The organism is Kordia sp., assembly GCF_965283645.1.
GTDB lineage: Bacteria > Bacteroidota > Bacteroidia > Flavobacteriales > Flavobacteriaceae > Kordia.
Genome location: NZ_CBDIPG010000001.1, coordinates 5,151,638 through 5,176,122, shown reverse-complemented (window position 1 = coordinate 5,176,122; position 24,485 = coordinate 5,151,638). Strand labels below are relative to the sequence as shown.

The window sequence follows — 24,485 nt, the reverse complement described above, 5'->3', positions numbered from 1 at the left end:
TACATGCACAACTCAATACTAACAATCAACATCTCAATACTACTTTGCACAACAACAATCTTTAGGTTACTTTTATAGAAAACAATTCAAATTTGGAAATAGGTACGATTCTTATCATACTCTTATTGGCTGTTGGCGCATTACAAGGTATTGTATATGGCTTTATTCTATTTAAGTCAACAACGTACAATAAATTGGCAAATCGCTTACTAGCAACGATTTTATTTCTACTCTCCTATCGTTTGATTATTCAAATTATGCGATTGTTTGGTATTGGGTATTATGATTCTTGGTATTATGTAATGATTGACCTCAGCTCGATTCATGGCGCGCTTCTTTACTTTTATACAAAAGCACAAATACAACCACGTTTAAAATTTAAACCGAAAGACTGGCTTCATTTTATACCAGTTGTGATTCAAATTAGTTTTAGCATTTTTGTCAGATTGCAAAACTTATATTGGGACGGCACAAAAGAAAGTTTATCGTGGCTAGGTTATTATGGGTATATCGTTTGGATGAATAACCCAACTATCTACATTATTGCGAGTACGTTAATCATCATCTACGCATACAAATCCAATAAACTATTGAATTCTATTGGTGATAATTTTGAAATTACTGCAAAAAAACTAACATGGATCAAACGAATAATTCGTTCATTTTTAGTGTACTTCAGTATTGTTTTGGTTGTGCTTTTGGCAGATTTAGTTCTGTACAAAGCTGCAAATAACGAATCTTATTTTTACTTCATACGATTCTATTACTATCCGTTTTTTATTGGAATTGCTGTATTAACCTACTGGATCTGTTTAGAAGGTTTTTCACGTCGAAATGATCCGGAAATCTCCACAAAAAATATAATAAATGCTGATGAATTGTCACGTCTCAAAGTAATTTCAGAGAAGTTACGACAAGCAATGGAAGAAGATAAAATATACAAAGACCAAGAATTATCAGTACATAGTTTGGCACAGAAACTAGACATTAAACCGTATTTAATTTCGCGTAGCTTGAGTGAAATTGACAACAAACGATTCAATGATTATGTAAATGCATACCGAGTAAAAGAAGTTCAATCGTTACTTGAAGATGCTACAAATTCAAAATATACCCTATTAAGTTTGGCAATGGATGCTGGATTCAATTCAAAATCTTCATTTAATCGTGCGATAAAAAAACAACTCGGTATTTCACCAAGTGAACTAAAAATCAAAAAATAACGTGTCAATTCTTAAAATGACGCTACTATTGGCTGTGAAATAAGGTTCAATTTGCCATTTGAAACGATTTGAAACATTCAAAAGCATAGGTTTGTTTCAAATTATAAAACCTATACAAATGAAAACAATTTATGTATTAGTAGTGATTCTATTACTTTCAATTCCTAACATTACAAAAGCACAATCTTCAAAAGTTGATACAGAAGTATTAGTTGGTACCTGGAAACTTGATATGAGTCCACAAGACACAACTGACGAAAACTTTGCCATGATGAAAATTACCAAAATCAAAAACGATTCATTTATAGGTGAGTTTTATCGTGAAGGCGTTAAAATTAGAAATGCACAAATCAATACACAATTAGGAATCATTTATGGCGCTTTAATTTCTGGTGATGGTACTGGCGACTACAACACGACTTTTTATTATAAAGGCGGTGTTTTACATGGCTCCACACATGCAATCAGCAGGAATTTCTTATCGGTTTGGACAGCTACTAAGGAAAAGTAAATTCATGAAATAAAATCTTTTTTATATAAACTGCTAAATCATATTTCGACTTCACTTAGTTTAAAAGTTCATGTGACGCGAAAGTATCCAAGATTTCTCAACTTATTTCTCAAGACTAACTTCTAACATCTCAAGACTATTTATCGTACTTTTGCTCAAACACATTACAAAGCAGAAAATTTGATTGAATTACCAGAAATAGCAACGAGTAAAATTGCCATAAAACTAAAACCTCAAGCGGAAACCTTAGTCAAAAAAGGACATCCATGGGTTTTTGAGAATAGTATTGTAAAGCAAAATAAAGAAGGGAAATCTGGAGATTTAGCCATCATATTTGACAATCGAAAAAATAAATTTCTGGCGTGCGGATTTTATGATCCAAATTCGCCAATTCGCATTAAAATTTTACAAGCAAACAAATCTGTAACTATAAATGCTGAATGGTTTTCAAAAAAAGTAAATGAAGCTTACCAAAAGAGAATTCCCTTATTACAAACGGATACCAACAGTTACCGACTGATTTATGGCGAAAACGACAACTTACCATCATTGGTTGCAGATGTGTATGATAATGTGCTTGTTGTAAAATTATATGCTTCGTTTTGGTTTTATCATTTGAAAGACATTTTACCAGAATTAATTAAGGTGAGTAAAGCAAAAACGACTGTGTTACGCTTAAGCAGAAATGTGCAAAAAGAAAAAAATCAGTTCAACTTTACAGATGGACAAATTTTAGATGGCGAACTAAACAATGAAGTAATTGTTTTCAAAGAACATAGCGTAAACTTCTCTGCAAATGTGATTCACGGTCATAAAACAGGTTACTTCTTAGATCATAGAAACAACAGAAAAAAAGTTGGTGAATTTGCTAAGAACAAAACAGTTTTAGATGTATTCTCCTATGCTGGCGGATTCTCCATTCATGCATTGGTTGGCGGCGCAAAAACTGTGACAAGTTTGGATATAAGCGCGCCTGCCTTAGAAATTGCGAAAAGCAATGCCAAACTCAATCAATATTCAGGAACACATCAAACGATTACTGGTGATGCTTTTGAAGAATTGGCAAAACTTGCGAAATCAAACAAAAAATTTGACATTGTTGTGATTGATCCACCATCGTTTGCCAAAAGTGCTACGGAAGTTGAAAAAGCATTGGCGAGTTACAAAAAACTAACACAACTCGGACTAAAGCTGGTTCAAAAGAAAGGAACATTAGTGTTGGCTTCATGCAGCTCAAGAGTAACTTCTGATGTCTTCTTCGATTTGGTGGAAGAAACACTTCACAGAAACAACGCAAAATATACCATTCTTGAAAAAACACTGCATGATATCGATCATCCTATTGGTTTTAAAGAAGGTGCGTATTTGAAGTGTGTGTATGTGAAGATTGACTAGTTTTTTCATTATAAATGATTTTAGAAATTAGTAATACTCAAAGAAACTCATAAAGAAGTACTGAAAAAATAATTAGATTGATGAATCATACACCATCAATAATAAGTAACAAAATATCTTTACAGTAGATAAATGACTTTCGAATAATGATTTCATTTTCAATCTTTCAATTTATATTCCCAACATTATGAATTCAGCATAAAAGTTCCGTATATTCCATTTCAAACCAAAACCATCCAAAATTTAAATCCAATGATTACTAAAATTACTGTTCTAGCTATTTATGTCGCCATTCTATTTTTAATCGGAATACTTGCCTCGCGGAGAGTGAAAAGTATGAGTGATTATTATGTAGGAGGAAAAAAAATGGGCTTTTGGGCTGTGGCATTTTCTGCGAGAGCCACTGGAGAATCTGGATGGCTTTTAATTGGTTTAACGGGAATGGGCGCCATTGCAGGATATTCAGGATATTGGGTAGTTGCGGGTGAATTACTCGGTGTTTTTATTTCATGGCAATTCATGGCAAAGCGTTTTAAAAAGCGGTCTGACGAATACAAAGCCATTACCATACCCGATTATTTACAAAGTCATTTTAAATCGTCCACAAATACATTACGGATTATTTCCGCTTCAGTATTGGTCGTTTTTGTCGTCATATATGTCGCGTCACAAATGGACGTTACTGGAATCGCCTTTGAATCCATGCTCGGCATTGACTACAGAGTTGGTGTGTTAGTTGGGTTTACTATTGTGCTTATTTACATTTTTATTGGTGGATTTGTCGCGGCTGTTTGGTCAGATATGTTTCAAGGAATTTTAATGTTTTTCGGATTGGTTTTACTACCAATTGTTGTCTGGTTTTCCATGGATCATGGAGCTGGAATTACCGAAGGATTAAACGCCATTGATCCTACACTTACACAAATAATGGGAAGAAGTACTGATGGTTGGATGAACTTATTTACCATTCTTGGATTCTCTATGATTGGATTAGGCTTCTTAGGATCACCGCAAGTATATGTCCGTTTTATGTCTATTGAAAGTGAACACGAAATTGATAAAGGAAAATGGGTAGCACTTCTATTTACACTATTAACGGATGCTGCCGCTGTAACAATTGGTATTCTTGCGCGTGTTTATTTTACACAATCTGGACAAGATCCGGAATCAATATTAGGTACTGGCGGAGAAGATGTATTAAGTATGATTACCAACGAATTCTTACCAACAATTCTAGTCGCAATCTTTATTGCTATTGTACTTTCGGCAATTATGTCAACTATTGATTCACTGTTAATTCTTGCATCAAGTGCGATTACGCGTGACTTTTATCAGAAAATATTCAGACCAGATTTAAAAGATGAAGACTTAACAAAATTTTCAAGATTGATTACGATTGGAATGGCAATGGCGGCACTTGGAATTGCTGTTTTATTATACAATTTATATCCTGATCGAAAGATATTTTGGATTATGATTTTTGGTTGGTCAGGAATTGCCGCAACTTTCTGTCCTGTCATTATTTTATCATTATTCTGGAAAGGCTACACCGAAAAAGGAGCAATTGCTTCCATGATTACTGGGTTTGCTTCTGTGATTTTTTTCAAATTTGTCGTATCGAATATGGAAGGAATTGGCGCTTACTTTGTAGAATTAGATGTTTTGGCACCTTCGTTTGCGTTGGCAATGATTGTTGGCTATATTGTTTCAAAAATATTCCCGAAAAAGAATCCTACAGAAAAGTTATCTGAAACCGTAGAATGATTTTACTTTATATTGGGCTTTTTATATCTTTTATCTGGACATACCTAACGAGTTATGATTATGTACTAAATAATGGTGAAAAAGAACGAATTGAAATAAATCATCATTTTTTCTATATTCCAACTATACTCTGGAGTTATATCATGTTAGTTGCTGGAATTTTATGTATAATTAGTGGCGTTTTAACGTTTTTTTATTCCTGAAAAATCAACACAGTAGTTTTTAGAAATCTAATTAAAATCCTATTTTTAATCAAAATTTGATTCCATCATGAATATTGAAATCACAACAACTCCAAACGAAGCTGATGCGAAAACCATTAGTAAAGGAATTGTTGACTTCAACCTGTTAAAAGTTCCCAACCTTGAGCCAAATGAAGCAGAAGTAAAGTTTTTTGTATTTGCTAAGAATGAACAGCAACAAGTAGTTGGTGGTGTACGAGCAACTTGTTTTTGGAATACGTTACACGTTGAATTGTTATGGTTATCTGAAAAATGTCGTGGTGAAGGAATTGGCAAAGCATTGATTATCGCTGCCGAAAACTTTGCCAAAGAAAACAACTGTGAAAAGGTTTTTGTTGAAACCACAAGTTGGCAAGCAAAACCATTCTATGAAAAAGTTGGTTACACACATATTGCAACATTAAATGACAGACCAAAAGGACATGCTTCACATTATTTGACAAAGGATTTATCATAAATTGTTAGACTTTATATCACACTATTTCAATACAAAAATAGATTTCTTATCTTCCATACATGAAAAAAATACTCGTAACTACACTCCTACTTTGCTCAACACATATAATGTTAGCACAAGTAAATATTTATAAAGGTGACTCAACATTTTTCAATGATTTGGTGTGCAATGTTCAAGATGGAAAAGTATACAGAGGTGATTCAAACTTTAGAGCTGATGTAGTATGTACGATTCAAAATTCAAAAATATACAAAGGCAATTTTACGTTTATAAAAGATATTGTGGTAACCATTAAAAACGGAAAAGTGTATAACAAAAATTCGTTCTTTCAAGGCGATATTCTATTCAATATACAAGACAATAAAATCTATCGTGGCAATTCAATATCATCATTTGACATTATAGCTACCATAAGTGATGGAAAAGTTTACCAAGAACGTTCAACCTTTCGAAATGATGTATTATTTACTTTTGATGGCGAACTCACAATTGAAGAATTTGTAGCCGTTTGGTGTGTTTTTCAATATATACAGTAAATTTAGATTGAAAAGCACTATTTTGAACGCTTATGAGAATTATTTTAATTCCGGGACTTGGTTACGACGATCGTATTTTTCACAATCTGAATCTATCAGAATTTGAAATTGAATACCTCAACTGGATTGAACCGCTCGCAAACGAACACATTCACGATTATGCACAACGTTTGTTTGCAACCGCGAAACCTTCTTCTGAAAAAACAATTTTGATCGGACATTCGTTAGGTGGAATTATATCACAAGAAATTGCGAGTATACAACCTATTGAAAAAATCATTTTAGTTTCAAGTATAAAATCTAGAAAGGAATTACCGCTTTCATTCAAAATTGTAAAACCGTTGCGTTTAGATCGTTTTTTTACGAAAGGAATATGTGTCAAATCGATTCGGTTTTGGGGCAAAAGTCATGGTTTTAATGCAGAAACAACAAAGCTATTTAAAAGCATGATTGGTAAGCAAACAAACTCTTATTTGCAATGGGCTTTTCGAGTGTTATCTTCTTGGAACGAACCCAACGTTCCTACTTCAACAAAAATCGTTCGGATTCATGGAACCAACGACAAAACTTTACCCTATAAATTGGTTCGTAAACCCGATTTAAGTATTGAAAACGGAAGTCATATCTGTGTTATTACTGAAGCTGAAAAGATTTCTGAATTCATTAAAAAATCTATCCAAAACTAAAAACATTTTCTGTTTTTTCAGCATTTTCGTTACAAAATCTGTCTTGCGAAATATATCTTCATGCATTTATGCTAAAAAATGATATATCAAAAATTGAATTATACGAAAGCTATCTTTTTGAAGGTAAATTTTCATACATTTAAAGTATATCTACCTCATTATCAATACGTAATAATACGTGTTTTTTCAAATTTACCTTATATCAAATTGTATTTTTTTCATCTTTGATTTACATTTATATAGATCAATTTTGAAAACTAACATCATGGAACCAACAAAAAAACCAAACATTCTTATCTTAATTACAGACCAACAACGAACTGTTCAACATTTCCCCGAAGGTTGGGCGGAAAAGTATTTACCGTGGACAACACATTTGAAAAAAACAGGTGTTACGTTTAAAAATAATATGTGTAGTTCAACTGCTTGTTCTCCAAGTAGATCTACTATTTTTTCGAGCACATATCCTACAGTGAATGGTGTGCTAAAAGTGAATGATACCATAGACATGAGTCGCACCTTACCAATGGGCGGATCTATTGCAACGCTTGGTAAAATTATGACCGACGCAGGTTATCGTATGGTGTACAAAGGAAAGTGGCATTTGGATAGTTCTTTTGCAAACTCAAGTTTTATACGTCCTGCCGATATGGATCGAATGATGATTGAAGATGATGCAATGGAAAATCATTATGCGTTTCCTGGTTGGACATCACCCGATTTAGGAACAGCAGAAGCTAATTTAACAGAAAGAACCGAAGAAAAACCTACTGAAAATTCTCCGCTAAATTCTATCGGTGGCGGATTTGCAGATAATGACGACAGAATTGTAAATGGTCCTATGTTTTTAGACAGTCAAGAATCAGCAGTAGATTTTATCAAAAATTACAATCCAACCGATGAAAAACCTTTTTGTTTAGTGGTTTCTTTGGCAAATCCGCATGACGTTTGGGTATATCCGTTTGCGCCAGATAGTGCTGGTTATACTGGAAATGAATGGCTTGGAAGTGCTTATGCCGATTTTAGCCTTCCAGAAAGTTATGACACTAATTTAGACGAAAAACCAACTGCACAGCTAGATTTCCTGAAAGGTTTTCAGCGTGGTAAAATTGAAGATCCAGAAACGGCAACAAACTATTTAAAATTCTATGCGTATTTACAAACCTTAATTGACGATTTAACAGGCGATATCATCAATGCAATGCGATCAAACGTTCATGTTGGCGATCAATTGGAAAAAGATACCTACGTAATTAGATTATCCGATCATGGAGAAATGGCAATGTCACAAGGTGGTTTGCGTCAAAAAGAAAATAATATTTATAAGGAAACCATCAACATTCCTATGATATTTTCCAATCCGAACTTACCACAAAATGTAGAACTTCAAGATTTGGTTTCGCTAATCGATTTATTGCCTACTATTGCTGATCTTACAGATGCAACTATTCCTAAAAATATTGCCATTCAAGGAGAAAGTTATGCAACTACTGTATTAAATGGCGTATCAAACAATAGAGAATACAACTATTTTGCAACGGACGATTGTTCAATGTCTTCTTATACTTGTATCAGAGGAATTATTAGTCACAACTACAAATACGGTGTGTATTACGCGGCTGGTTATAGTAGTCAAAACTATGGAATTGTCAATTATAATGGAGAAATTTCAGCAAGTAAAGATGATGCTAGCGTGCCATCAACAACAATTCAATACGAATTGTATGATTACACAACAGAAGATGGACGCGCAGAAACTACAAATCTTTTAGCAAATCCTGATAATATTGATAATGATTTGTTAGAAACTTGGAAAGAATTACACGCTATTCTTACCGCTAAAATGGAAGATACCTACACACTACCTAACAATTGGGAGTTTGCAGATGTTCCAGAAGTTACAACAGAATAATTTTTAATTTAATATATTACACAGAGAACTAACCTTATTAATCTACTATCATGAATAAACCTTTCGATCGTGTTATTACCATCATGTTTGAGAATCAGTACCGAAGTTATGTGATTCAAAATCCATTTCTAAAAAAACTAGCGGCTGCTGGAGCAGATATGACAAACTATTTTGGTGCTTTTCATCCATCACAAACTAATTATCTAGCTTCTTTTGCAGGTGAAATTTGTTCCGTTACCAATGATACGCCACCGGCTTCACCATTACTACAAGAAACCTTAGTAGATATCTTAGAAGCCAAAAATATAAGTTGGAAAGCATATATGGAAGCCTATCCGAATGAACCTTGGAATCCTAAATGGACGAGTCCTGATTATGCTGAAAATGAACAACCAATTACACAATATCCGCCAGTTGGAGCTAAACAACTTTCGAGATATTACCGAAAACACAATGCTTTTGCTTCTTTTCACAATGTTCAAAAAGATGAAAATAGGTGGAAAAACATTGTAAGTGATGTAGAGTTTTGGCAAGATGTTGCTAATGATGCGTTGCCTGAATACAGTTGGTTTACGCCTGATATTTGGAATGATGGTCATTACTTATACAATACACATATTGACACAAATCCGCGTACGCTGTTAGTTCCGCAACTTTCAGCTTGGTTAGAACATGTTTTCTTAGGAAATATTAAAACTTCAAATATTCAAGGAGGAGAAGCTACAGGTCTTGATAACATAGGTTTAAATTTAGATGTCGATTTATTATTGACTGATCCGCAGAAAGCTTGGGAACAATCAAATGTACCAAAAGGAACCTTGCTCGTAATTACGTTTGATGAAGCAGATTATGATGCAAATGGTTATGATACCAATTATGATGGACCAAATCAAATATACACTGTATTATTAGGCGATATGATTCAGTCAGGAACTACAATTGATACGCCATACAATCACTACAACTTAATTAGAACAGTACAAGAAAATTTCCAATTAGAGTCTTTAAAGAAGAATGATTACGGAGCTAATTGGTTTCGATTTCTTTGGAATGAATCTTTTGCTTGGAACAAACCAATCGATTCAAAAATAGCTGTTGGTGATGCCATGGCTGTAAGCAATGGTCATGAAGGAACTCATATGGTGTTTTCAAATACCAACGGACAATTATATGATAGTATTTTAACAACATCAGGATGGTGTCAACCTAATAAATTAGCGATTATTACGCAAGGGAAAATTGCACTAGCTTCTATTGGCACTACAACAATAGTAGTCAGTATAGGTGCTAATGGAACGCTCATGCAGACTACATATGATGCTACTACAAAAAAATGGTCAAAGACGATCGCTTTAGATCAAAAAACAACTGGAAGTATTGCCTTAACTGCGTATGAAGATTTGGCGACTTCAGAAAACAAACTGATGTTATGTTGGGTTACTACAGATGGCTTTATTCAATCTATGGAAGGAAATGCCAATGGTTTTTCTGGAAATGTAGTTGCTGTAAACCAGTTAACAGATGGTGATATGACGTTAAGTCAATTAGGTGCATCTTTATTCTTAGTATATAAAGAAAGAAACACGCGTAAAATGCGTATCACTTCATATAATACAGGGCCTTTTAATGCTTTTGAAGCACATGATTTTCAAGACAATCCAGCACCTCAAAACAATACAACTTTACACCAATGGTCGGTTACAGATTTCTCAGTAGGTCACTTCTCAAACAAAATGGCTGCTTTGGCAGATGAATATCAAAACTTAGGTCATATGGCAATGGCAACCGTATCTGGAGAAATGCATTTGGTACATAGAGGCGGTTATCAAGATTTGCCAAATGTATATACAGAAGTATTTGGACTCACAGGAATTTATGCCGCTCAAAGTCAACTAAGCAATGGTTATGGCACATTGGATCAAGCTGGTTGGACTCAAGAACAAGAAATGGACAATGTTGCCATTAATGTTCTAAGTCCCATTGCAATGTGTGCAAACGAAACGTCATTTACATTGGTTTGGGCAGATGCCAATACAAAAACGATTCAATACAAACAAGGAATGTACATTCCCAACGAGTAAACTTTATAAATTAGTTATATAATCAAACACCTTTAGCCTTTCACAATCTTCTTTGTCAATGTTCCTTTAGGTGTTTCTATTTTTAAGAAATAGATTCCTTTACTTGTAATACTAGACATATCTAACTGCATCTGATCTGTTTTAATGTCTTGCGAAAGCAATTGTTTACCATCAATAGAAGTTAAACTCAATGTTCCTTTGGTTGTGTGTGGGAAATTGATAAATAATTGATCTACTACAGGGTTTGGAAATACTTGAATGTCTTGTAAAAACTTCTCTTCTACAGAAAGTGGTATGAGTGTGAACAGGTTATCAACTTGTAACGTTCCTGCGGTAAATTCTCCATCATAACTTGTATTCGTATTATGAATAATTCGAAATTCTACTACATTTGAAAGCGTTTGCTCTATAAAGGATTGATTTGAATTTACATTAGGATCATAAGTTCCTGTAGTTATCGTCTGAAAATCTCCATATGGATTATTTGCAGGTATATCTGAATTTGATTCAATTGCAATATACGTCCAATCCGTATTTGCCGGAATCACAAAAGGTGTTTGTGTTACCACAATAGCATCATTCATTCCTTTTATTCCAACACGTAAGTTAAGCGGAAAATTATTATCGTTTTTCACATGGAATCGAATTGTAATTCCCCATTGTTCACCATACATAAATCCGCCATAAGGAAAAGTACCATAATTATATTGAAAAGCCATCTCGCCCATAGAACTGTTGCTTCCATTAGAAGTTTTCAGTAAAAAACGGTCCCCCAAAATAGGAGCTGCGTTATTTGGATGTGTTTCATTAGTCAATACACTGGTAGAACCATCTGTATTTGTCCAGTTCGTAATCGTTCCGTTTTCAAAATCAATATCTACTTGAGCTAAAATAAATAATGGAAAACATAAAAATAAAGTAAAGAGTAATTGTTTTTTCATAGTGTTTTTTTTGATTGATTTTCAATCCTAATGTACTTATTTATCTACAAAAACTGAAATATATTTACCTTAATCTGATTCAAATTGATAAATTTGAACAAAAAAAGTAAGATAGTTCCCAAAAGCTTATCGTACAATTGCTAGAAGGTTTCGAAAGTAATTTTTAATATAAATTCTTCAACGACATTTTTTATTCTACAAAAAATATAACCATGATGCACAATAATTTTATGATTAGTGTACGGATAACGTTGCTACACATATTGTGAATGAAAAGATACACTGAAAATAGCTTTTGTACGCAGCGGAGAAAATGAATTTACTTCTAAAAGTTATATACAATAATTTCTGAAAAAACTAAATTCAAAAAATGCTAACAAGTCCAAACAAGCTACACAAACGTATATGCCCAATAAAGTAACACTAGTTGTAACGGCAATCGAATTGTAGTAGGAATCACAAATTTTCGGTTGCGTTTTGCCTTTTGGTAATGTTTTACGTTTGCAGGAAAAACAGCAACTAATAAAATAATAATTCCAATAGCGGAAAAAGAACGTGTCGCTTCAAACAAAAGTCCAATTCCCAAAACAACTTCCAAAACTCCAACAATAACATTTACAATTGCAGGATACGGAACCCATGTTGGCGTAATACTTAAGAAAATTTTCGGTTTCCAGAAATGACTTATTCCTGCAAAAATGTAAATTCCAGCCATGGAAATTAAAGAAATATAGTATAGTGTTGACATTTGTTAAAGTTACGTGTTTACATTAGGAATAAAAATGCTTTTCGGCTTAACATCCATAAAAATTTGTTTTACGCCATAAAAATGGTAGTTTTCAGTTTGAGAAAATACTATGCAAAATCACCGTCATTTTATCATACACAAACCGTTTGGATATCTTTCGCAGTTTGTGAACAATCAAAACAAGCGAAAAAACAAAAAACTGTTAGGCGAATTACATGATTTTCCTAAAAACACAATGGCAATTGGTCGCTTGGATGAAGATTCAGAAGGTTTACTCTTTTTAACAACTGACGGAATGGTAAGTGAACAAGTCAGAAGTAAAAAAGTTGAGAAAGAATACTACGTACAAGTTGATGGAAACATTACGCAAGAAGCTGTAAATCAACTAAAAACTGGTGTTGAAATTGGTATTCATGGGAAAAAATATCAAACCTTACCGTGTGAAGCTTCCATCCTAAATCCTGCACCAGAATTTAAAGCACGTACCAAAAAATTGCGTGACGCACGACATGGACCAACGAGTTGGATTTCCGTCACAATCAACGAAGGGAAATTTAGACAAGTACGAAAAATGACCGCAAAAGTTGGGTTTCCGACCTTACGCTTACTCCGCATTCGGATTGGTCCTATTTTACTAAACAATTTACCTTCAGGAGAAATTATAGAAGTCTCAAAGTTTGAAATTTGACACACTATTACTACACACATGAATATCTTTAAAAACATACAAACCTACTTCCGCAGAAAAAAAGAAATGTGGGAATTGCTCGATGATATCAAAGATGTTGATGAAGTATTACTAGCCAAACGTTTGGAAGTTTTTGAAGAAGTTGTTAATCCTGCATTTGCCAAAATTGGTCTTACAAACTGGAATGGTAAATATCATTGGTTTAGTGATTTCAATGAAGACGGTATCAAACATGTAATTGAATACCACGTTTTCAAAACGTATGGTGGTTCGTTTAGTTATGGAATCTGTTTTGATTTTATTCCCACAATTAGTGGAAAAAAACTAATCAATCATCGCACTGAAAAATCCACAAAAATTATTTACGAAAAACTACTAGAAGGTTGGCAAAACTATAAGGAAGATAAACGCTCAAAACCGTATAAAATAAAAACATATAACGAGCATAAATTTAGATGTAGCTTAGATAAAGTGTTATGGTATAATACGCCGAAAATTAAAAAATGGTTTAAAGCGCATCAAACACTTGATCAAATTATAAATTCGGTTTTAGAAGATATCAAAAATCCACCTTTTTGCTATGAATTTGAAAATAAAATCATCACATCTGAATACATTTTAGCATTTTTATACAAAAAGAAACAAGATTCAAAAAATGCTACCTATTGGATCAATAAACATTTTGAAAAAGCTTTCAATACGGAAGTTGAAATTGAAATGATTAAAAAGAGATTGTTAGAACATACGTAAACCGATTCGGTATTGAAGTTTAAAATTGTACATCTAAAACTCCATTTTGTTAAAAAACTACGCCAATACAAAGCATCTTTTCAAAATTGTGTAACTTTCAGTCACCAAACCAACAACCTCATATGAAAAGATTACTACAAGTATTAGTAATTATATTTCCGCTTGCTGTTATTTGTCAACCAAATACAGAAGTATATCTATTTGATCTCAACACTACAGGAAATCAAATCAATATCACCAACGGAAAAAACATTTCTAACAATGAAGGCTATGACAATCAACCTTCGTTTCAATATGAAAACACGATTCTATTCGCGTCTACGCGTAACGGACAAACGGATGTCGTTTCATATGCTACCAATAATGGTTCAAAAAAATGGTTGACAGATACCAAACAAGGAAGTGAATATTCGCCAACAAGCATTCCAACAACGAAAGATTTTTCAGCAATCCGACTCGATACTACAGGTTTGCAACACTTATATCGTTACCGAAGTGGAAAAAGCAAGGTTTTACTCAAAGATTTAAAAGTTGGATATCATGTATGGAATTCCAGAAATATGTTGGTTTCCTTTGTATTAGGCGAACCGCATAACTTGATCGTTTCCGACCTAAAAAGTAACTTGAACATTCAGGTTGATACCACTATTGGTCGGTCGTTGCACAACATTCCAAATACAAACTTGGTCAGTTATATAAAAAAGAACAAAAATGAGTGGGAAATTCGTTCGTTAAATACACGAAGTCTTGAAACGAAAAAAATTGCAAATACGGTTCCGAATATAGAAGATATGTGTTGGTTGGCAGATGGTTCCATTTTGATGGGAAAAGGAAAAGCGTTGTACCACTTTAATCCAAAAAAAGATACCGAATGGAAAATTATTAAACTATTCGACAAAGAAAACTTTGATAATATTACCCGAATTACGGTAAACAAACAAAATAACAAACTTGTTTTAGTTGCCGAACCAGAAACCACACTAAAACCCAAACTTGAAAACATTCGTTGGATTGCCGGAAACTGGAAAGGTGAAGCCTTTGGCGGAATAACGGAAGAAAACTGGAGCGAACCTTCTGGTGGCTCTATGATGGCGACTTTCAAACTGATTGTGGATGGAAAAGTAAACTTTTACGAAATTGAAACCATTTCAGAAGTAAACAACAGTCTATTACTTCGTCTAAAACACTTCAACAACGAATTAAAAGGTTGGGAAACAAAAGATGAAACCGTTGATTTCCCATTGATTAAAATCACCAAAAACAAAGCTATTTTTGAAGGTATGACGTTCGAATCTATAGACAAAAATAACATGATTGTATATGTAGCCATCAATCAAAAAAATGGAGCTACGGCTATTGTTCCATTCAGTTATACCAAAAAATAATAACCAAAAAAATCTATCAAATAATCTTTCATATGAAAAAAATTATCACCTCTATCCTACTCTTTTCAGTTGCTATCGCGATGTCACAAACCGATCAACGTTTGTATGATATCATAGAAGCCGTTTCGGAAGAACGCATTGAAAACGACATCAAAACTTTAGCCAATTTCGGTACACGAAACACGTTTAGCGACACCATATCTGAAACACGCGGAATTGGTGCGGCACGCCGTTGGATAAAAGGTGAATTTGACAAAATATCTGATAACTGTGATGATTGTTTAAATGTATTCTATCAAAAAGATTTTGTCACGAAAGAAGGCAATCGTCGGGTTCCAAAAGATGCGTGGGTTGTAAATGTAATTGCGATTCAAAAAGGAACGAAATATCCAAACCGATATATCATTATGAGTGGCGATATCGATTCACGCGCAAGCGACACAATGGACTTTACAACAGACGCGCCTGGTGCTAATGACAACGCTTCTGGAATGGCTGGAACCATTGAAGCAGCTAGAGTTTTATCGAATTATAAATTTGAAAACAGTATTATTTATGTGGGACTTTCTGGAGAAGAACAAGGATTATTTGGCGGGCAAGGATTGGCAAAATATGCAAAAGAAAAAGGATGGGATATCATTGGCGTTTTAAACAATGACATGATTGGTAATATTGAAGGTGTTGATGGTGTGATTGACAATCGTTCATTCAGAATTTTCTCTGAGCCAGTGCCTGCAAACGAAACGGAACGCCAACGTAGAGCGCGTCGTTTTTATGGTGGTGAAGTTGACGGAATATCAAGACAATTAGCACGTTACGTACACAAACAAGTAAAAACATACATGCCCGAAATGAACCCGATGCTAATTTATCGTTTAGACCGTTTTGGTCGTGGTGGACATCACAGACCTTTTAACGATTTAGGTTTTGCAGGAATCCGAATCATGGAAGCACACGAAAATTACAATCGTCAGCATCAAGATATTCGAGAAGAAAATGGTATCAAATATGGTGATGTAATTGAAGGTGTAAATTTTGCATACGCGAAAAAACTCACGGCTGTAAACGCAATCAACTTGGCAAGTTTGGCTTGGTCGCCATTGCCTCCAGAAAATGTTGAAATTGGCGGAATTGTTCAACCAAGTGCAAAATTCCGTTGGAAAAAATCGGATGATACTAACATTATTGGATACAAAATATATTGGCGTGATACAACGGCTCCACAATGGCAACATTCACGTTTTGTAGGGAATGTTACTGAATTTGTTTTAAACGGAATTGTCATTGATAATTACTATTTCGGAATTGCAACAGTTAGCAAAAATGGACATGAAAGCTTAATTTCTTTTCCTGCAAAAACATTTAGATAAATCTTTATGAAAATTACGTTAAAAATATGCTTAGTCTTGATCGGTTTGTATTGTATAGCATCGTGCACAGATGAAAAAGCAAACAAAAACGAAGTATTGGTATTAGGGACAATTCACAGTGGTCATCTAACGAAAGAAGAGTATTCTATTGAAAAACTCACCAAGCTAATTCAAGAAATAAAACCTGATATTATCCTTACGGAAATTCCGCCAGATCGTTTTGCTTTGGCTATGGCAGGATTTAAAAAAGATGATAGCATCTCAGAACCGCGCGTAATGCGTTTTCCTGAATATACAGACGTTATATTTCCACTTTCAAAAACGATGAATTTTGAAATCATTCCAACTGCTGGTTGGACACAACCAATGGCAATGGAACGACAGCAAAAACTGCGAGCTATTAGTCAAGATTCTACGCGTATAAACGACTGGAAAGCATACACAAATGCGAATAAAACTTCAGATTCACTAATGAAAGCTATTGGTAAAGAAAATGATCCATACTTTATTCATACCAATGCATACGACAGCATCTATAACATTAGTTTAGAAGTATATAACAAATTGTTTAATGTAGAATTAGGTCTTGGCGGTTGGAACAACATCAACATTGCACATTATTGGAATATTGAAAAAGCGCTTGAAAAATATCGTTATCAAAACAAACGAATCTTAATAACATACGGCGCAGGACACAAAGGTTGGTTTCTAAAAGAACTTCGCAAAAGAGACGATATAGAACTATTAGAAATGAAACCATTTTTAGATAACATTCAATAACAATGACCGAAAAAGAAGAACTATACTTTAAAAACGATGTGGAATGGCGTGCTTGGTTGGAAAAAAATCATAACACATCTACTGGCGTTTATCTTATATTTTACAAAGTAAGTTCTTCAACAGAAAGCATGCGTTGGGAAGAAGCAGTAAAAGTTGCTTTGTGTTTTGGTTGGATTGACAGTACAGTAAAAAAATTGGACGACGAACGCAGGCGACAATATTTCTGTCAACGTAAGCCAAAAAGTGTATGGAGCAAGCTCAACAAAACATACATTGTAGAACTCATTGCAGAAAATAAAATGCACGAAAGTGGTTCGCTAAAAATGATTGCGGCCATAAAAGATGGTTCATGGACTGCATTGGATGATGTTGAAAATTTAATCATTCCAAAAAAATTACAACAAGCATTTGATCAAAATCCAAAAGCATTTGAAAACTATAAAAACTTCAGTCCTTCCTATAGAAAAGGCTATTTATACTGGCTAAATCAAGCAAAACGAGAAGCAACTCGTGAGAAACGAATTACAGAAATTATTCGTTTGTGTGCTGAAAATGTAAAATCTAGGGATACAAGGTAACAATCGTCAGAATTTTAGGTATCGTATTGATCTAATTAATATCTTGCATATAATTATTATGAAAAAGATGAAAAAGTTACCAATGGTGATAGCTACGCTATTGCTCCTCACTAGTATTGCATATTCCCAAAATGATTGTAATGAAGCCATAGTTGTATGTGGCAATCTCGGTTTTGAAGACCTAGACGTAGTTGGTGTCGGAACTCAAGAACTTTCAGGCTCAAATACCTGTGGTAGCCAGGAAAACAATTCCTTATGGCTAGACGTTACCGTAAATACAGGTGGAACGTTAGGTTTTACCTTAACACCTACAAGCAATGCCATTACAGAAGATTTTGACTTCTTTATATTTGGTCCAAGTGTAAGTTGTGGAAATATTGGACAAGCCATTCGCTGTTCAACCACAAACCCACAAGCGGCTGGGCAAGGAAACAATCTCACAGGAATGAATGCTACGGAAACAGATACTTCAGAAGGACCTGGAGCTGACGGAAATAGTTTTGTTCGTTGGCTAGATGTAAATCCTGGAGATCGTTATTTCATTGTCATAGATAGACCAATAGGTAATAGTAGCTTTGATTTAGAGTGGACAGGAACTGCTACGTTTAACGATGCGCCAGATACCGCACCACAAGGAACTCTATTGCATTTAGCAGAATGTGACACAACAGGAGATCCGAATGACAATTCTACGATTTTTGATTTAACAGTCAATACACCTGTAATTACGGGATCTCAGACAGGAGTAAGTATTTCATATTACACATCACTTGGAAATGCTCAAACTGCAAATAGTCCGATACAAAATCCAGCGGCATTTCAAAATACAAGTGCTCCTCAAGATATTTTTGTTCGTATACAAGATAACAACACAGGATGCTTTACCGTAGATGATTTTCAACTGCGAATCTCTGGAAATCTTGATCCTGGAACGCCAGATAACTTAACGGCTTGTGATGATAATGGAGATGGTTTTGAAATATTTGATCTAACTCAAAATAATACGCTTATCGCGAATGGTGTCGCAAGTCCAACTATCACATTCTATCTATCGGAAATGAATGCGCAGGACGAAATGAACCCGATTTCGGATATGTATCAAAATCAAAATGCGTTCACAATAGAAACTATTTGGGCACGATTAGATAGTGGCTCTGGTTGTTCAGGTGTTACGTCATTTACAATTGAAGTATTTACAACACCAACCGCCAACGTCATCGATGATCAACTCATTTGTGATGATGACAATGATGGATTTTCTACCTTAAATTTAGATGATTTCATTGCGATTGCTCTCGGAACACAAGATCCATTGCAGTTTACAACTACCTTCCATCCTACACAGATGGATGCGGATATGAATACCAATCCTATTGCAGGAATGTACACAAATCAAACGGCGTATACACTCGAAACGATCTTTATTCGTATAGAAAACAATGACAATACCGATTGTGCTGCTGTCATTTCTTTTGACTTTGATGTCTTTGATCAGCCTGTGGCGAATGCCGTGATGAATTACGAGCTTTGTGATGATGCCACTGATGGAGATGATACCAATGGCTTTACAACCTTTGATCTGACAACGATTGATCCTTTAGTACTGAATACGCAAGATCCTACACAGTTTTCTGTGTCCTATCATGCCAATCAAAATGATGCGAATGATAACATGAACGCGCTTTCAGATTCCTATATCAATACTACTGCTGGTGGAAATCAAGTGGTGATTCGTGTGGAGAATATTGACAATCCAAACTGTTTTGAAACGACTACCTTTAATGTAGTGGTGAATCCATTGCCTGTAGTTCTACAACCTGTACTGCTTCGTCAATGTGATGATGATACTGATGGAGTTTCTGATTTTAATCTCACAGAAGCCAATTCACTCTTATCGAATGATTTTGCCAATGAAACATTTACCTATTATACGGATCTTACTGATGCGCAGAATAACACCAATCCTATTGCCGATCCAACAGCATTTGCCAGCACAAATGGCGGATTAGTCTACGCAAATGTAGAAACTGTAAATGGTTGTTTTAGAATTGGACAGGTAAATCTCTCGGTAGCTACTACGCAGATTCCTGCTACCTTTCAAATAGAATATGAAGTCTGTGATGATGAACTCATCGATAATGACAATACCAACGGTGTAGCTACGTTTGATTTCAGTTCAGCGGAAGCACAAATCAACGCGCTTTTTCCAGCTACTGGTCAAACATTAACGATCACCTACTACGAAAACTTTGCAGATGCCTTGGCAGAAACAAACGCAATTCCAGATATTAGCAATCACCGAAATGATGCCTCACCTAACTTACAAAACATTGTGGTGCGTGTGGATAGTGATGTGGACAATGCCTGTCTTGGTCTTGGTGAACATATCAGTCTTACAGTAAATCCATTGCCAACGCAAAACACAATTACAGATTATGTCGTTTGTAGTGATGATGCCAATCAATTCATTTTTGATCTTTCTACAAAAGATTCAGAAGTAATCGACGGACAAGCCAATATTGATGTTTCATATCATGAATCGCTTGCGGATGCACAGTCCGATACCGATCCAATAGCAAGTCCATACACCTCTTTTCCAAGAACCATTTTTGTACGTGCGGTAAACACCGTAACAGGTTGTGTCAATACTACCATGGATTTTGATTTAATCATCAATGAAAATCCAATTGCTAACATGCCCGATGATTTAGCCGTGTGTGACGATCCGTTTGACGGAATTGCGCCAAGTGATTTAAATTCTCAAAGTGGACAAATCATCGGAACTCAAACAGGTGTTTCGGTGCAATACTACCTAACACAAGCGGATGCGGATACCAACATGAATCCACTCGCTTCTCCCTATACAAATACCAGCAATCCACAAATGATTTTTGTACGTGTCGAAGATGGAACAACAGGCTGTTTTAGCACCACTAGTTTTGAAATTGTAGTCAGTGAATCGCCTGTGGCGAATATCCCGACCGATTTAGAATACTGCGACACGGACAACGATGGATTCGGAATCTTCGACATTCGTAGCACGGAGAGTGAAATTACAGGTGGCGTAATTCCAGGACAGGTAACAGTCACCTACCACGAAACACCAGAAGATGCGGATAACAATGTCAATGTGTTAGCAGATAGTTACACCAACATCAACGCCTATAACCAAACAATATATGTACGTGTTGAAAATGTCCTTACGGGATGTTTCAATGTCGTACCACTTGATTTGATTGTTCACGATTCACCAGAGATTGCCGCTATGGATGCCACGCTTCTTGCCGAGTGTGATGCTGATACCGATGGTATTGCTCAGTTTGATCTGACGCAAAGTGAACCAGACATTCTAAACGGAGAAGATCCGTTAACTCACGATGTTCGTTACTACAACACACAAGCAAATGCTATTGCAGGAACTAACGCAGGCGAGATCAACAACACAAACGCCTATAGCAACATTCCACCAAGTCCACAAATCATTTGGGTACGTGTGGAAGATTTAGCCACTGGCTGTTTTACAGTAACCAACCTAACGTTAATCGTCAATGAATTACCAACATTGGTACAATTACCAGGACTGGAACTCTGTGATGCCGTTTCGCTCAATGATGGTGTTGAAGTATTTGATCTAACATCACTCTCAGAAGATTTACTCAACAGCGCACCTGGAATTAGTCTTGATTATTACGCCAATGCGGCTGATCTAGCTAGTGACACGCCAATTGCCAATCCAAGTATGTATAGCAATACAGAACCTGGAGTGCAAACCATCTTTGTAAAAGCCACCAATGATACCACAGGTTGTGAAAACACCATCACTTTTGACATCAGTGTCAATCCACTGCCAAGTCCAACACTAAATCCTAACGGAATGTTAGTGGCAGATATCTGTGATGAGGACAATGATGGATTCCAACTCTTTGATTTGGATGATTTAGTAAACGATATCATCAACAATGAACCCGATGTGGTGTATAGTTTCCATGAAACACTGGCTGATGCACAGCAGAACCTATTTCCACTGGCAAGTCCATACACCAATATCATGATGGATAGCCAAGAAATTTATGTACTTGCTACCAATACTATTACAGGTTGTTTTACCGTGACACCGTTACAACTAACGGTGACACCAATTCCAGTATTGCCACTCGTGATTACAGATATAGAAGCGTGTGATGATGCCGATAGTTTGGATGGTTTTGATATGTTTGATCTGACCCAGACCCAAACAGAAATCTATGGAACTCAAACACCAAGTGATTTCACGCTGAGTTATCATGAGAGTCAGCAAGATGCAGCAGATGCTCTCAATCCAATTGTAAATCTAACGGATTATACCAACATTGTAGCCAATCAACAAACCATTTGGGTACGATTGGAAGACAATACTACGGAATGTTTTGCCATTGGTCGTTTTGATATCATTGTGGTAGGACCACCAGTGCTGGTACAACCCATACCATTTGCACTGTGTGATGATGCAGAAAGTGGAGATGATAGTGACGAGCTTACAACATTTGATCTGACAGAGAAATATTTAGAAATCACAGGTGGCGATACCAGTTTAACACTTGCGTATTATGCCAATGCGACTGATTTAGCTAGTGATACACCAATTGTAGATCCAACGGCGTATCAAAATGTGGAGAACCCACAAACACTCTACATCAGAGCCACCAATAGCGCAGGATGTACCACTGATATCACCATGACACTTCGTGTGCTTCCAATTCCAACACCTAATACCATGCCTGAGCCACTGACTCAATGTGACGATGATGCAGATGGTATTTTAGTATTCGATCTTACTTTGTCAGAAGCAGAGATTGTAAATAATGAAAACAATGTAACAGTTAGTTATCACACAAGCGAAACAGATGCTATGAATGATACAAACGCCATTGTTGATCCGACCATGCATAGTATTGATATGGCAACTGCCAATACTGATGGAGAGGTAATTATTTATGTACGTGTGGAGAGTGATTTGCAGATTGATAGCAATATGCTACCTTGTTATAAGGTAGTAGCGCTTCCTGTGATTGTACATCCATTACCAGTACTAACTAGTACAACTTTTGAATATGTATTTTGTGAATATGACAATGATAACACAGGACAGTTTGAGTGGGATGTGGTAACTGCTTCACTGAATCTATTAGAAGCGCCACAAGATCTTGCAGCCTTTACAGTAACTTATCATCCAACGGTGGCAGATGCGCTGGCAGGAACAGCGGCACTTGTCAATGGATTTGAGAATGCCACCGATCCACAAACGGTATTTATCCGTGTGGAGAATACTGCAACTGAGTGTATCAACTCCAACAACATTGCGAGTCTAGAACTCAGTGTAGAGCCAATTCCAACGGCAACTGCTCCAAATACCTATGAACTCTGTGCAGATGATCAAACAGATCAAGACACAGCAACCTTTGATTTGACAAGTTTGGATGCAACCATTATTAATGGACAAGCTGATATGGAAGTGGTGTATTATGAAAGTGCTACCGATGCGGATATGGACAGCAATAGTATTGCAAACGCAAGTACATATGTAAACATGTCCAATCCACAAACGCTCTATGCACGTGTTAGACAAACCATCACGGGATGTTTATCAGATCCAATCTTAGTGAACTTACAAGTAAATCCATTGCCTGTATTTACCTTACCTGCAGCTGATATTCTGTGTGTAGATGCTACAGGACAAGCCTTGGATATAAGAACTATTGGAGTCGATTTTGGAGCAGGTTATACCTACCAATGGACAACACCAAGTGGAACAGAAACTACGCCAACGGTACAAGTAACCGAAGCAGGAACTTATAGTGTAACGGTAACCGATATGAATCATCCAACCAATTGTACTTTTGATGATAGTGTAACCTATACAGCTTCTTCGGCGCCAACAACCTTGGATATTGCAGTAAACACACCAGCATTCTCAGATACGCATACTGTCACAGCAACCGCATCAGGTGGTTCAGGGAGTTATGAGTATCAATTAGATGATGGACAGTGGCAAATAGATGGAATCTTTACAGATTTACAACCAGGACAACATACCATCACGGTTAGAGACTCCAACGGATGTGGAGAGCTGGTAAGAACTTTTGGACTGATCGACTTTATGGAGTTCTTTACTCCAAATGGAGATGCTTACAATCCGACATGGAATATTATCGGATTACAGAACCAACCATCGGCGAAGATTTACATCTTTGACAGATATGGAAAGCTTCTAAAACAAATAAGTCCAGCAGGCGCTGGTTGGGATGGAACCTACAACGGAACTCCAATGCCATCGGCAGATTATTGGTTTAGAGTGGAATATGTAGATCCATTTGATGGAACACCAAAAGAGTTTATCAATCATTTTACATTGAAGAGATAATGTACACAGAAATAAAAAAACAAAGAAAAACCGAAGAC

At 35.7% G+C, this 24,485-nt stretch carries 18 protein-coding genes; 16 read left to right on the top strand and 2 right to left on the bottom strand.

Features of this window, described 5'->3' with window-relative positions; genetic code table 11:
• Window positions 1-92: 92 nt before the first annotated feature.
• From ACQ654_RS22780 to ACQ654_RS22740, 9 genes are all read left to right on the top strand, one after another.
• Window positions 93-1,223, top strand: a complete 1,131-nt coding sequence (locus tag ACQ654_RS22780; RefSeq protein WP_430412648.1) for a helix-turn-helix transcriptional regulator — start codon at window positions 93-95, stop codon at window positions 1,221-1,223.
• Window positions 1,224-1,341: 118 nt separating this feature from the next.
• Window positions 1,342-1,734, top strand: coding sequence for a hypothetical protein (locus tag ACQ654_RS22775; protein ID WP_430412647.1), 393 nt, complete (start codon window positions 1,342-1,344; stop codon window positions 1,732-1,734).
• A 180-nt stretch (window positions 1,735-1,914) separates the two neighbouring features.
• Window positions 1,915-3,129, top strand: coding sequence for a class I SAM-dependent rRNA methyltransferase (locus ACQ654_RS22770; protein WP_430412646.1), 1,215 nt, complete (start codon window positions 1,915-1,917; stop codon window positions 3,127-3,129).
• 252 nt (window positions 3,130-3,381) lie between these two features.
• Window positions 3,382-4,893: a sodium/proline symporter gene (locus ACQ654_RS22765; protein WP_430412645.1), complete on the top strand. Its 1,512-nt coding sequence runs from the start codon at window positions 3,382-3,384 to the stop codon at window positions 4,891-4,893.
• Window positions 4,894-5,163: 270 nt separating this feature from the next.
• A complete protein-coding gene (locus ACQ654_RS22760) occupies window positions 5,164-5,592 on the top strand; it encodes a GNAT family N-acetyltransferase (protein ID WP_430412644.1) in 429 nt (142 codons plus the stop codon).
• A 59-nt stretch (window positions 5,593-5,651) separates the two neighbouring features.
• Window positions 5,652-6,128, top strand: a complete 477-nt coding sequence (locus ACQ654_RS22755) for a hypothetical protein (RefSeq protein ID WP_430412643.1) — start codon at window positions 5,652-5,654, stop codon at window positions 6,126-6,128.
• A 32-nt stretch (window positions 6,129-6,160) separates the two neighbouring features.
• Complete coding sequence (locus ACQ654_RS22750) at window positions 6,161-6,814, top strand: alpha/beta fold hydrolase (protein WP_430412642.1); 654 nt, start codon at window positions 6,161-6,163, stop codon at window positions 6,812-6,814.
• 265 nt (window positions 6,815-7,079) lie between these two features.
• Entirely contained in the window at window positions 7,080-8,726 is a 1,647-nt protein-coding gene (locus tag ACQ654_RS22745) for a sulfatase-like hydrolase/transferase (RefSeq protein WP_430412641.1), read from the top strand.
• A gap of 50 nt (window positions 8,727-8,776) precedes the next feature.
• Window positions 8,777-10,807: an alkaline phosphatase family protein gene (locus ACQ654_RS22740; RefSeq protein ID WP_430412640.1), complete on the top strand. Its 2,031-nt coding sequence runs from the start codon at window positions 8,777-8,779 to the stop codon at window positions 10,805-10,807.
• A 32-nt stretch (window positions 10,808-10,839) separates the two neighbouring features.
• Here the strand turns inward: ACQ654_RS22740 and ACQ654_RS22735 are convergent, their stop codons facing one another.
• Window positions 10,840-11,748, bottom strand: coding sequence for a T9SS type A sorting domain-containing protein (locus ACQ654_RS22735; protein WP_430412639.1), 909 nt, complete (start codon window positions 11,746-11,748; stop codon window positions 10,840-10,842).
• A 391-nt stretch (window positions 11,749-12,139) separates the two neighbouring features.
• Window positions 12,140-12,496, bottom strand: coding sequence for a DoxX family protein (locus ACQ654_RS22730; protein ID WP_430412638.1), 357 nt, complete (start codon window positions 12,494-12,496; stop codon window positions 12,140-12,142).
• Between the two features lie 109 nt (window positions 12,497-12,605).
• Between ACQ654_RS22730 and ACQ654_RS22725 the strand changes: the two genes are divergently transcribed.
• The 7 genes from ACQ654_RS22725 to ACQ654_RS22695 all read left to right on the top strand — a co-directional run bounded on the left by ACQ654_RS22725 (window position 12,606) and on the right by ACQ654_RS22695 (window position 24,447).
• Window positions 12,606-13,184, top strand: coding sequence for a pseudouridine synthase (locus tag ACQ654_RS22725; protein ID WP_430412637.1), 579 nt, complete (start codon window positions 12,606-12,608; stop codon window positions 13,182-13,184).
• Between the two features lie 18 nt (window positions 13,185-13,202).
• Complete coding sequence (locus ACQ654_RS22720) at window positions 13,203-13,934, top strand: hypothetical protein (RefSeq protein ID WP_430412636.1); 732 nt, start codon at window positions 13,203-13,205, stop codon at window positions 13,932-13,934.
• Between the two features lie 122 nt (window positions 13,935-14,056).
• Window positions 14,057-15,319 carry a DUF6265 family protein gene (locus tag ACQ654_RS22715; RefSeq protein ID WP_430412635.1) on the top strand — a complete coding sequence of 421 codons (1,263 nt, stop codon included), beginning with the start codon at window positions 14,057-14,059 and terminating at the stop codon, window positions 15,317-15,319.
• Window positions 15,320-15,351: 32 nt separating this feature from the next.
• A complete protein-coding gene (locus ACQ654_RS22710; protein ID WP_430412634.1) occupies window positions 15,352-16,689 on the top strand; it encodes a M28 family metallopeptidase in 1,338 nt (445 codons plus the stop codon).
• A 6-nt stretch (window positions 16,690-16,695) separates the two neighbouring features.
• Window positions 16,696-17,469 (top strand): hypothetical protein, encoded by a 774-nt coding sequence (locus tag ACQ654_RS22705; RefSeq protein ID WP_430412633.1) that lies wholly within the window; start codon window positions 16,696-16,698, stop codon window positions 17,467-17,469.
• Between the two features lie 2 nt (window positions 17,470-17,471).
• Window positions 17,472-18,047 (top strand): YdeI/OmpD-associated family protein, encoded by a 576-nt coding sequence (locus tag ACQ654_RS22700; RefSeq protein ID WP_430412632.1) that lies wholly within the window; start codon window positions 17,472-17,474, stop codon window positions 18,045-18,047.
• Window positions 18,048-18,114: 67 nt separating this feature from the next.
• Window positions 18,115-24,447, top strand: coding sequence for a T9SS type B sorting domain-containing protein (locus tag ACQ654_RS22695; RefSeq protein ID WP_430412631.1), 6,333 nt, complete (start codon window positions 18,115-18,117; stop codon window positions 24,445-24,447).
• Window positions 24,448-24,485: the final 38 nt, after the last annotated feature.